This window comes from Streptomyces sp. UNOB3_S3, assembly GCF_020740895.1.
GTDB lineage: Bacteria > Actinomycetota > Actinomycetes > Streptomycetales > Streptomycetaceae > Streptomyces.
Map to the genome: position 1 here is coordinate 1 of NZ_JAILXP010000237.1, position 11437 is coordinate 11437.

Annotated in this window: 11 protein-coding genes; 2 read left to right on the top strand and 9 right to left on the bottom strand. The window is 72.2% G+C overall.

Annotated features, from left to right (window positions below; genetic code table 11):
* The first annotated feature begins 172 nt into the window (after positions 1-172).
* Together K6I33_RS23420 and K6I33_RS23425 are read left to right on the top strand one after the other, a co-directional pair.
* Positions 173-1729 carry a GMC family oxidoreductase gene (locus tag K6I33_RS23420; protein WP_229356463.1) on the top strand — a complete coding sequence of 519 codons (1557 nt, stop codon included), beginning with the start codon at positions 173-175 and terminating at the stop codon, positions 1727-1729.
* Positions 1730-1808: 79 nt separating this feature from the next.
* Positions 1809-2873: a cobalamin-independent methionine synthase II family protein gene (locus K6I33_RS23425; protein WP_229356465.1), complete on the top strand. Its 1065-nt coding sequence runs from the start codon at positions 1809-1811 to the stop codon at positions 2871-2873.
* A gap of 63 nt (positions 2874-2936) precedes the next feature.
* Here K6I33_RS23425 and K6I33_RS23430 read toward each other — a convergent pair whose 3' ends face one another.
* The 9 genes from K6I33_RS23430 to K6I33_RS23470 all read right to left on the bottom strand — a co-directional run.
* On the bottom strand, positions 2937-3587 hold the full coding sequence (locus K6I33_RS23430; RefSeq protein ID WP_229356467.1) for a DUF4360 domain-containing protein: 651 nt from the start codon (positions 3585-3587) through the stop codon (positions 2937-2939).
* Positions 3588-3639: 52 nt separating this feature from the next.
* Positions 3640-4284, bottom strand: a complete 645-nt coding sequence (locus K6I33_RS23435) for a DUF4360 domain-containing protein (RefSeq protein ID WP_229356469.1) — start codon at positions 4282-4284, stop codon at positions 3640-3642.
* Between the two features lie 116 nt (positions 4285-4400).
* A complete protein-coding gene (locus K6I33_RS23440; protein ID WP_229356471.1) occupies positions 4401-4901 on the bottom strand; it encodes a flavin reductase family protein in 501 nt (166 codons plus the stop codon).
* On the bottom strand, positions 4898-5791 hold the full coding sequence (locus K6I33_RS23445) for a catechol 1,2-dioxygenase (protein ID WP_229356473.1): 894 nt from the start codon (positions 5789-5791) through the stop codon (positions 4898-4900). Before K6I33_RS23445 ends, K6I33_RS23440 begins: the two co-directional genes overlap by 4 nt.
* A gap of 21 nt (positions 5792-5812) precedes the next feature.
* Positions 5813-6787, bottom strand: a complete 975-nt coding sequence (locus tag K6I33_RS23450) for a quinone oxidoreductase (protein WP_229356475.1) — start codon at positions 6785-6787, stop codon at positions 5813-5815.
* The gene (gene asnB / locus K6I33_RS23455) at positions 6787-8655 is read right to left on the bottom strand and encodes an asparagine synthase (glutamine-hydrolyzing) (protein WP_229356477.1); all 1869 of its coding nucleotides are present in this window, start codon (positions 8653-8655) and stop codon (positions 6787-6789) included. Before asnB ends, K6I33_RS23450 begins: the two co-directional genes overlap by 1 nt.
* Positions 8656-8701: 46 nt before the next feature.
* Positions 8702-10231 (bottom strand): 4-hydroxyphenylacetate 3-hydroxylase family protein, encoded by a 1530-nt coding sequence (locus K6I33_RS23460; protein ID WP_229356479.1) that lies wholly within the window; start codon positions 10229-10231, stop codon positions 8702-8704.
* Positions 10228-11100: a TauD/TfdA family dioxygenase gene (locus K6I33_RS23465; RefSeq protein ID WP_229356482.1), complete on the bottom strand. Its 873-nt coding sequence runs from the start codon at positions 11098-11100 to the stop codon at positions 10228-10230. Before K6I33_RS23465 ends, K6I33_RS23460 begins: the two co-directional genes overlap by 4 nt.
* Positions 11090-11437 (bottom strand): TauD/TfdA family dioxygenase (locus K6I33_RS23470; protein ID WP_229356484.1); only part of this gene is annotated, 348 nt, incomplete at its 5' end. The genes K6I33_RS23465 and K6I33_RS23470, both read right to left, overlap by 11 nt.

Below are 11437 nucleotides of genomic sequence, written 5' to 3' on the forward strand. Positions count from 1 at the left end.
CTGCGGGGGCGGGGCGCCATGGGTGGGTCCTTCCGTACCGGATCTCTGGGGTTCGGTACGGAAGGTAGGGAGAGAGCCGTGCGGTCGGCGTCCCGCCGGGGAGCCAGCTTTCGTGTAGCTCCGGAGTATGACGGGTAGGGGGCGGAGGCCGATCGAGCGGGAGGGGAAGTCGATGAGCGACACGGCGTTCGACCACATCGTGGTCGGAGCGGGCTCGGCGGGTTGTGTGCTGGCGGCGCGGCTGAGCGAGGACCCGGACGTCCGGGTGCTGCTGGTGGAGGCGGGGCCCGTCGACGACGCGGCGGAGATCCGGATACCGCTGGCGTTCCCGAGGCTGTTCCGCACGAAGTACGACTGGGACTACTCGACGGAGCCGGAGCCCGGGCTGGACGGGCGCCGCCCGTATCTGCCGCGCGGCCGGACGCTGGGCGGCTCGTCGTCGATGAACGCGATGATCTACATCCGCGGCAGTCACGAGGACTACGACGCGTGGGCGCGGGCGGGTGCCAAGGGCTGGAGCTGGGACGAGGTCTTCCCGTACTTCCTGCGGGCGGAGGACCATCACGGCGGGGCGTCCGAGTGGCACGGGGCGGGCGGGCCGCTCACGGTGAGCGAGGGGCGCTCGCGCCATCCGCTGATGGCGGCGTGGGTGGAGGCGGCACGGGAGGCCGGGCATCCGTTCACGGCGGACTTCAACGGCGCCGGGCAGGACGGTGTGGGCTTCTACGAGCTGACGCAGCGGGACGGGTTGCGGTGCAGTACGGCCGTGGCGTATCTGCGGCCCGCTCTGGAGCGGCCGAACCTGACGGTGCTCACGGACGCGCGGTGCACACGGCTGCTGTTCTCCGGGGAGCGGGTCGTGGGTGTCGAGGTGGAACGGTTCGGCGCGCCGGAGCGGTTCCGCGCGGAGCGGGAGGTCGTGCTGTCGGCGGGCGCGTACAACTCGCCGCAGTTGCTGATGCTCTCGGGGATCGGGGTCGCCGGGGAGCTGGCGGCCCTCGGCATCGAGCCCCGTGTGGACCTGCCCGTCGGCGAGAACCTCCAGGACCATCCGCACCTGCCGCTGATCCACCTCACCGGCACCGAGTCGTTGCTGACGGCCGGGTCCCCGGAGAACGCGGCGCTGCTGGAGTCGGCGGGCCGGGGTCCGCTCACCTCCAACGCCGGTGAGGCGGGCGGCTTCGTCCGTACGCGGCCCGGGCTGGCCGCCCCGGACGTGCAGTTGCACGCGCTGCCGGTGATGTTCCACGAGGAGGGGCTGGGCGTGCCCACCGAGCACGCCTTCCACCACGGGGCGGTGCTGCTGGACACGACCAGTCGCGGCAAGGTCTCCCTGCGGTCCGCGCTGCCGAGCGCCAAGCCGCGCATCGCGCACCGCTATCTGTCCACCGAGGAGGACCGGGCGGCGGCGGTGCGGGCCCTGCGGGTGGTGCTGGACATCGCGGACCGGCCGGCGCTGCGGGCGCACCGGACGTCCGACCACCTCGCGCCGCGCTCGGACTCCGACGATGGTCTGCTGGCGTACGCGCGGGCCGCGCTGCACTCCCTCTACCACCCGGCGGGTACCTGTGCCATGGGCCCGGTCGTCGACTACGAGCTGCGGGTGCACGGGGTGAGCGGGCTGCGGGTGGCCGACGCCTCGGTCATGCCGACGCTCGTCCGGGGCAACACCAACGCGCCCACGATCATGATCGCGGAGAAGGCGGCCGACCTGATGCGTGGCCGATAATCGACCCTACGTCAGTTCTCCTACGAGACTGGTCAGTTGTGCGATTGATGGGGTACGGGGTGTTATCTACGCTCGCGGGGTGACTCTTCCCACGGAACCCATCGGCAGTGTCCCCCGTCCCCCGGAGCTGCTCGCGGCCATGGCGGCCCACGCGTCGGGCGAGCTCGACGACGCCGGTCTCGCGGCGGCCCAGGACCTCGCGGTCCGTGACACGATCCAGCGCCTCGAGGAGGCCGGCTCGCCGGTCGTCACGGACGGCGAGCAGGCCAAGCCCAGCTTCGCGACCTACCCGGTCGCGGGGCTGGACCGGCTGGCGCCCGACGGCGTGGTGATCCCGTTCGCCGACGGGCACCAGCGGCAGCTTCCCCGGCTGACGGCCGGGCCGCTGCGCTACGCCGTCCACGCCGACCGCTATCTGGCGGCCGCCAAGCGGCATGCGAAGGTGCCGGTCAAGCAGGCCGTCATCGCCCCCTCGGCGCTGAGCCTGCTCTATCCGCCCGACGGTATCGACGGCTATCCGCGCGAGGCGTTCCTCGACGACCTGGCGAACGAGGCGGAGGCGGAGATCCGGCGCTGTCTGGAGGGCGGCGCGCACGTGGTGCAGCTCGACTTCACCGAGGGGCGCCTCTCCCTGAAGCTGGACCCGAGCGGGGGTGTGCTGGACCAGTTCGTCGAGCTCAACAACCGGGTGCTGGAGCGGTTCACCGACGCCGAGCGGGCGCGGATCGGGGTGCACACCTGCCCCGGCGGGGACCTGGACTCCACCCACAGCCTCGACGTCGACTACGCCGGGCTGCTGCCGAGGCTGCTGCGGCTCAAGGCGGGGAACTTCTACGTCCAGCTCGCGAGTGAACCCGATCCGGACAAGGTGCTGGCCGTCATCGCCGACCATCTTCCCACCGATGTCCGGGTGTTCGTCGGGGTGACCGACCCGATCGACCCGCGCGTCGAGACGCCCGAGGAGGTACGGGACCGGGTGCTGGCCGCCGCCCGGCACCTGCCCGTGGACCGGCTGGGCACGTGCGACGACTGCGGCTTCTCCCCCTTCGCCGACGACACCTCCACCTCCCGCGACACCGCGTTCGCGAAGGTCCGCGCCCGGGTCGAGGGCACCGCCCTGGCCGCCGCGGCGCTGGGGGTGTGACCGCGCGCCATGAGCGGGTGGCGCGCGCTGTCGCGCACGCCACCCGCCCCTGCGGCCGGGCCCTCACGGCCGGGGGCACTCCTTCCACGCGAAGTGGTAGAGGGTGTTGATGCTGCCGTCGGTCGAGTCCATCGCGATGAGGCTCGTCGTCCGGGTCGGGTCGGAGGTGCCGGCGTCCACCCGCAGCTCGGTGTTGATGTTGAAGTAGCGCATGGCACCGCACGGGGCGTAGACCAGCTGATCGATGTCCGTGGTGTCGGACGCCTGCCAGTCGTCGTTCAGAGGGCCGTTGAAGTGGTGATTGACGAAGGCGGTCTGCGACTGGCCCTGGAAGTAGTAGTTGGCCCGTTCGAGGCCGTTGGCGCCGCTCTCCAGGCGGGCGAAGCCCCGGTAGTCGGCCTTGGCGATCGCGTAGGTGAAGCCCTGGGGCACATGGACGTTCAGGCTGAGCTGACAGTTCTTGCGGAAGTCGGTCGGCTTGGCTCCCACGCCCACCTGGGCGACGTAGTTGCTGTACGACACGGTGAAGGCGGTGTTGTCCGGCGAGACGGCCACGTGCGCCGTCCCGGCCGGGCAGCCCGACCCGTTGACTCCCACCACGTCGATCACGATCCGGTCCGGGGGCGGCGCCACGGCCGCTTCCGCCGTACCCGGGGTGAAGGTCGCGGCGAGGAGCGCCGCGGCCGCGCCACCGGTCGTCACCGGTCCGAACATCGAGTTCCCTCCCACTGCCTAGGGGCGCGCTCGGGCACCGGACGGCCCCCGGTCAGGGGCATTCCTTCCAGGCGAAGTGGTAGAGGGTGTTGACGCTGCCGTCGGTGGAGTCCATGGCCATGAAGCTGTTGGTGCTCGACGGGTCGGAGGTGCCCGCGCTCACCCGCAGCTCGGTGTTGACGTTGAGGATGCGCTGTACGCCGCACGGGGCGTAGACGAGGGAGGCGACGTCGGTGACGTCGGAGGTCTGCCAGTCGTCGCTGACCGGGCCGGCGAAGCGGTGGCTGTTGGAGGCCGTCTGGGACTGGCCCTGGAAGTAGTAGCTGGCCTTCTCCAGGCCCGTCGCGCCGTTCTCCAGGTGGGCGAAGCCCCGGTAGTCCGCCCGGGAGATGGCGTAGGTGAAGCCGTGCGGCACGTGGATGTTCAGGCCGAGCTGGCAGTTCTTGCGGAAGTCGGTGGGCTTGGAGCCGACGCCCACCTGGGCGAGGTAGCTGCTGTAGGAGATGGTGAAGGCGGTGTTGTCGGGCGCCACCGCCACGGCGGCCGTACCGGCCGGGCAGCCCGAGCCGTTGACCGCGACCACGTCGATCACGATCCGGTCGGGCGGGGGAGTCTTCTCCGCCGCGACGGCCTGGGGGGAGAACGACGCGCCGAGGAGCGCCACGGCCGCGCCGCCGACGATGACAGGTCTGAGCATGGGAACCTCCCTGCTGATGGGTGGTGTCCGAGAGGACGCCCTTCGCGCGGTCCATGGCAGCACCGGATATAAGACATGTACAGCTCAACTCCGGCCACCTCCGCTCCCCCACCGTCTCACGCCCGGGCGGGCCGCCCGAGCCGCTGGAACTCCCCCTGGTAGAAGACCAGCGGCCGGCCGTCGCGGTGGGCGAACTCCTCGACCCGGCCGAGGAAGAGCACATGGTCTCCCCCGTCGTACGCCGCCCACGGCGCGCAGGAGACCGTGGCCAGCGCCCCGGCCAGCCGGGGCGCCAGGCCGGCGGCCGGCCGTTCCCAGCGGGGCTCGGCCGCGCCGGGCCGGCCGGCGAAGCGCAGGGCGAGCTCCTCCTGCTCCTCGGCGAGGACGTTCACGGTGAAGGGCCTGCCGCCGAGGTGGCGGGCGGCCCGGCTCTCCCGGGCCAGCGAGACCAGCACCAGGGCCGGGTCCAGCGACACCGCGGTGAAGGCGTTGACAGTGGCGCCGTGCGGGGCGCCGCCCACCTCGCAGGTGACGACCGTGACACCCGTGGCGAAGTGCCCCAGGCATGTCCGCAGCCGCCTGCCGCCGTCCGCCGGCCCGGCCCCGGCGCGGTTCACGGCCGGTCCGTCCCGCTCTTCCAGCCGGCCTCGGGACGGTCGAACCACACATGGACCTGGCCGGTCCCGATGCCGCTCTCGTACGCGCTGAAGCGGCGGCCCGGGGCCGCGCACCCCGCGCCGCCGAGCGCTCCGGCGAGCATCAGGTAGTGGCCGAAACGCGCCTCGGGGGCGAAGTGCCGGTACTCCGGCATCGTCGCCACGACCCGGTCGTGGCGCCCCTCCTCCAGCCACGCGATCCGCTGCTCGTCCGCCGCCTGGGCCTCGGGGGTGACGATGTTGTCCGGGTCCCCGGCCATGCGGTCGCGCAGCTCGGTCAGCGGCCGGAAGCGGTGCGAGAGCCCGCCCGAGGCGAGCAGCAGCACCTTCCGGTCCAGGTGGGCGACCGCCTCGGCGATGACCTCACCGGCCCGCAGGTAGTCCTCGGTGGTCGCGGTCTGGCAGATCGAGACGGACACCCAGGGCGTCCCGGGCCGCCCGAGGTACGTCCAGAGGTTGAGCGTCGCGTAGTGGACGGGCAGATACGGGTCGTCGTTCGCGGCGAGCCACAGCGGGCGCTTCGCCGCGAACTCCTCGACCGCCCCGGCGAGTTCCGGGTCGCCGGGCAGGTCGTAGGGCAGCCGGTTGATGGCGCCGGGCATCTCGTCCGAGGTGAACAGGCCCGCGCGGCGCGGGTGGGAGGTGATCACCGTCTCGGTGGTGGTCGCCCAGTGGGAGTCCAGGACCACGACGGCGTCGTGCTCCACGGTGTCGATCACCTCCTCGCGGAGGCGTCGCAGCCCGGTCGCGAGGGTGAAGTCGCGGCCGCCGTTCTCCTTGACGCGTATCTGCTCGGGGAACATGATGACGGGCGCGTGCGAGAGCAGGCCCGCGCCGACGATGTCGCCCATGGCGAGTCTCCTTTACGGGATTTACGGGACGAGGAGGAGCTTTCCGGAGGTGGCGCGGGAGGCCAGGTCGGTGTGGGCGCGGTGCGCCTCGGCCAGCGGGTACGTCCCGGCGACGGCGAACGTGAGCGTGCCGTCGGCGATGCCCTGGAACACGGCGTTCGCCCGCCGCTCGAACTCCTCGACGGTGGCCCGGAAGTGCTCCAGGTAGGGCCGGGTCAGGGTGAGCGAGCCGCCCCACAGCAGCCGCATCACGTCGACGGGCGGCACCGCGCCGCTGGCTCCTCCGAAGAGCACCAGGGTGCCGCGGACGCGCAGCGCGGCGAGGCTCGCGTCGAAGGTGGCGGCGCCGACGCCGTCGTACACCGCGTGAACGCCCTCGCCGCCGGTGAGCGCGCGGACCTCGGCGGCCAGGTCGTCGGTCTCGGTGTAGCGGATGACCTCGTCGCAGCCGTTGGCGCGGGCGGTGCGCTCCTTCTCCTCGGTGGAGACCGTGCCGATGACACGGACGCCGCGCCGCTTGAGCAGCTGGGTGAGCAGCAGGCCCACCCCGCCGGCGGCGGCGTGGACGAGCACGGTCTCGCCCGCGCGGGCCGGGTAGGAGTCGTGGGCGAGGAAGTGGGCGGTCATGCCGTGGACGAGGACGCCGCCGGCGGTCCGCAGGTCGATGGCGTCGGGCACGACGATCGCCTTGTCCTCGGGCACGAGGACCCGTTCGGCGTAGCTGCCGAGCACGGTCGTCCAGGCGACGCGGTCGCCGGGCGCGAAGCGGGTGACGCCGGGGCCGACGGCCAGGACGACGCCGGAGCCCTCCTCGCCGGGTACACAGGGCACGGGCAGCGGATAGCGGCCCTCGCGGCGGTAGAGGTCGATGAAGTTGACTCCGGCGGCGGCGAGTTCGACGAGGATCTGGCCCTCGCCGGGCTGCCCGGGGTCGGGCTTCTCGACGTAGAGCTGGACCTCGGGTCCACCGGTCTCCCGGATCTCGATGGCGTGCATCAGTGCTGTCCCTTCAGATCGGTGAGTGCGACGTCGTAGGTGCGCAGCCAGTCGTCCATCCGGACGGTGGATTCGACGAGGATCCGTTCGAACTCGGAGAGGCTGCCGCCGGTGGTCCTTCCGGTGAGGCGCTCGACCGCGCCGGCGTCGAGGTACGGGCGCAGGGGTGCCCCGGCGTCGCCCGCGGCCGCGGTGAGGCCGGTGATGAGGGCGCGGTCGTAGGCGGGGTCCTGGATGGAGGGGTAGGCGGCCTTCTTGCGGCGGAGCACCGACTCCGGCAGCAGGTCGGCGGCTGCCGCGCGGAGCAGGGCCTTCTCCTCGCCGCTGAAGGTCTTCATCTCCCAGGGGACGTTGAAGACGTATTCGACGAGGCGGTGGTCGCAGAACGGCACCCGGCCCTCCAGGCCGACGGCCATGCCCATGCGGTCCTTCTTGTCGAGCAGGATGGGCAGCCAGCGGGTGAGGGTGACGTAGCCGAGCTCGCGGGTGCGCCGGTCCTCGGCGCTCTCCCCTTCCAGGCGGGGGACCTCGGCCAGGGCGGTGCTGTACAGGTCGGCCTCGTACTCGGCGAGGTCGATGCCGTCCACGAACCAGGAGTGGAACAGCGAGCGGGGGTCCAGGCCGCGGTGGGCGCCCAGCTTGAGCCAGGGGAAGGTGGTGGCCTTGCGCGCCTCGGGGTCGGAGAACCACAGGTAGCCGCCGAAGACCTCGTCGGCGCCCTCCCCCGACAGGGCCACGGTCGCGTGCTCGCGGACGGCGGCGAAGAGCAGGTGGAGGGAGACGTCCAGGTCCGCGAAGTTGAACGGCAGGTCCCAGGCGCCGAGAACGGCCTTGCGGACGGCCGGGTCGAGGAGCCGCGCCCGGTCCAGGGTGATCATGTGGTGGTCGCTGCCGACGTGCCGGGCGACCTCCAGGGCGTAGGGGCCGTCCGGGGTGGGGCGGATGGCGTCGGCCCGGAAGTTCTCGGTGTGGCCGGTGAAGTCCACGGAGAACGTGGCGAGGCGTTCGCCGTCGGCGGCCCGGGCACGGGCGGCCAGCGCGGTGACGGTGCTGGAGTCCAGTCCTCCCGACAGCAGCGAGACCAGCGGCACGTCGGCGACCATCTGCCGGGGGACGATGTCGTCGAGCAGCTCGCGGACGGTGGCGACGGTGGTCTTCAGGTCGTCGGTGTGCGGCCGGGCCTCAAGGGCCCAGTAGCGCTCCTCGGTGATCCCGGAGCGGCCGACGCGCACCAGGTGGCCCGGCTTGACCTCGCGCATGCCCCGGAAGGGCACCCGGCCCGGGGTGCGCAGGAACAGCAGCGCGTCGCACAGCTCCTCGGGGCCGGCGGCGGCCTCGGCCAGGGGGTTGGCGAGGATCGCCTTGGGCTCGGAGCCGAAGAGGACGCCGCCGTCCGTCGGGTGGTAGAACAGCGGCTTGACGCCGAGGCGGTCACGGACGAGCAGCAGTTCCTCGCGGGCGGTGTCCCAGATGGCGATCGAGTACATGCCGTTGAGGCGGTGGACGAAGTCCGTGCCCCACTGGAGGTAGGCGCGCAGCGCCACCTCCGTGTCGCTGCGGGTGGTGAACCGGTGGCCGAGGAGGACGAGTTCCTCGCGCAGCTCCCGGAAGTTGTAGATCTCGCCGCCGTAGGAGACGACGGCGCGGGGCCGGTCGCCGGGGCCGCGCTCGGGGGTGCGCATCGGCTGGGCGCCGTGCTCCAGGTCGATGATGGAGAGCCTGCGGTGGCCCAGGGCGGCGTGGGTGTCCAGCCAGACGCCCTCGGCGTCGGGTCCCCGGGCGGCCAGGGTGGTGGTCATGGCCGTGACGGTCGTGTGCTCGGCGGTGAGGTCGCGGGTGAAGTCGACCCACCCGGTGATGCCGCACATGTGGTGTCTCCGTTTCTCGGTCGGCGGTCGGCGGTCGGCGGGGCGCTCAGTCCGTGTGCGCCGGGTCCTGCCACGGCCCCCGGCGCCAGCCGTCGGTGTCGTAGTCGTCCAGGCAGTCCTGGACCAGGGCCTCGTAGCGGGCGAGGCTGCCGCGCTTGGTGGCCCAGCGCAGCGCGTCCAGCCGGACCTGCTCGCCGTTGCCCGAGTAGTTGCGCTCGTAGAGCTCGTGGCGGCCGCCGAACTCGGTGCCGATCGCGTCCCAGACCAGCTTGAGGAGCTTGATCCGGTCCTCGGCGGTGGTGTCCGAGCCCCGGTAGAAGCGGTCGATGAGCGGCCGCAGTTCGGGGTTGGCGAGGTCGCGGGCGCTGGAGGGCACCGCCAGCGGCGCGCCGCCGAGGGTCGTCTCGAACAGCTCGTGGACCCGGTCCCATATCTGGGCGTTGTACATCCGCATCGCGGAGGCGTGCTCCAGCCGGGGGACGACGGTGCCGCCGCTGCCGGGCTCGGGGTCGTACGCCATGGCCGAGGTGAGCGCCCACACCATGTCGCGCATGGTGATGATCTCGCCGACGGCGGCCTGTACGCCCCGGAAGGCGTCGGTGCCGTTGGCCCGGGTGCCGCGGGAGAGCAGCCCGGCCATCAGCTCCAGCTTGACGCTCAGCCGGATCCCGGACTGGAAGTTGTACAGGTTGGGAAAGCCGGAGGTGGCGTAGAAGCCGGTGGCGCGTTCGATGTCGCGGTAGACGAGGACGTCCTCCCAGGGGATCAGCGCCTCATCGAGGAGGAGCACGGCGTCGTTCTCGTCGAAGCGGCTGCTGAGCGGGGCGTCGAACGGGCTCGTCCCGGCCTTGGCGTAGGGGGTGCGGCTGACGAGCTTCACCCCGGGGTTGTCCATCCGGACGAAGAAGACCAGGGCGAACGGCTCGGCCTTGCCCGGTTCCAGGGCGGCCGACCCGACGGGGGCGACGAATCCGGCGTTGGTGATCGCCGAGCCCGTGGCCAGCATCTTCGCACCGCTGACGACCACCCCGGCGTCCGTCTCGCGCACGGCGCGGACGTAGACGTCCTCCATGTCGTGGATGGCGCGCTTGCGGTCGACCGGCGGGTTGATGATGACGTGGTTGAGATAGAGGGCCTTGCGGGCGAATTCCTCGTACCAGGCGGTGGCGTTGGCCGCGTACGGGCCGTAGTAGTCGGCGTTGACGCCGAGGCCCGCCATGAAGGACGCCTTGTACTCGGGGGTGCGACCGAGGAAGCCGTAGCCCATCCGCGCCCAGGTGGCGATGGCCTCGCGGGCCTCGACGAGGTCGGCGGCCGAGCGGCTGGGCTTGAAGAACTTGTGGGTGCGGATGCCCGTGGCCTCGTCGACGCCGGTGAGGACGTCCGCGGTGGCCGGGTCGTGGAGGGCGTCGTAGAGCCGGGCCACCGAGAGGGCGGAGTTACGGAAGGCGGGGTGGCGGGTGACGTCCTTGACGCGTTCGCCGTCCAGGTAGACCTGGCGGCCGTCGCGGAGGCTCTCCAGGTAGTCGTCGCCCGTCATCAGGGTGTCGTGGGTGGTCATGTCGTGGGTGGTCATCGCACCAGCCCCGGGTTGTCCAGCGCCGGGGTGCCGAGCACCTGGACGCGGCGCAGATGGCGGGGCGCGCCGCTGGTGAAGGCGTTCCGGCCGTGCAGCAGCGAGTAGTTGTCGGTGACGACGAGGTCGCCGGTGCGCCAGCTGTGGGCGTAGAGGTGCGCGGGGTCGTACAGGGCGGCGCGCAGGGTGCGGTGCACCTCGGCGACCTCCTCCTCGGGCAGGCCCGTGAAGCGGAGGTCGGGGTGGTTGACGAAGCCGGCGTCGTCCGTGGCCGTGGGCTCGTTGTAGCGGATGACGGGGGTGCCGCTGTGGGGGTGCGCGGTGACGAGCGGGGAGACGGTGACGCTGTCGTAGAACTCCATCTTGCGCTGGTACGTGCCCGTCACCTGGGACCACTTGGCGACGGTCGCGGGGGCGGTGTTCCGCAGCACGGCGGCGGTGTCGGAGAAGGTGGTCTCGCCGCCGTTGCCCTCGCCGGGCGCGTGGACGCACTGGAATATCTGGAACTCGGGTATCTGCTCGCGGTACATGCCGTCCCAGTGCATCGGCATGTAGCTGGAGTCGAAGATGTGGTCCTCGGGCCGTTCCTTCTCGACCAGGTCCAGGACGGTGCCGAAGGGCCAGACGCTGGGCTCGCCCCAGCGCTCGCAGTACGCGGAGAGCTCCTCGGGCGTGGCGAAGGTGTCGAAGCCGCGCAGCAGCAGGACGCCGTGTTCGCGGACCAGGGCGCGCAGGGGGTCGACGGCGAGGTCGCGGACGTGGGCGCCGTGTTCCGGTGCCTGGACCGCCACGCCGAAGGGGGCGATCGCCGTCACGGCGTAGCGGCTGTCGTCGAGCGGGTCCGTGAGTGGTCCGTGCTCATCGGTCATGGTGGTCTCCTTGGGTGGTGACGAGGGGTTCGCCCAGGACGCGGACCTGGCGGAGGCGGCGGTGGGTGCCGTCGGCGGGGGCCTCGCGGCCGTGGAGCAGGGCGTGGTTGTCGGCGACGACGACGTCGCCGGTCCGCCAGGCGTGGGCGTAGAGGTACCGGGGGTCGTACAGGGCCGTGCGGAGCCCGTCGAGGAGGGCGGGCACGGCGGCGGCGTCGATGCCGTCGAACTGGTGGCTGGGCCAGTCGAGGAGGTCCCGGTCGTCCTCGCGGGACGGTTCGTGGTAACGGAGCGTCGGCGCCCCGTGGCGCGGGGGGGGGACGACGAGGGGGCGTAC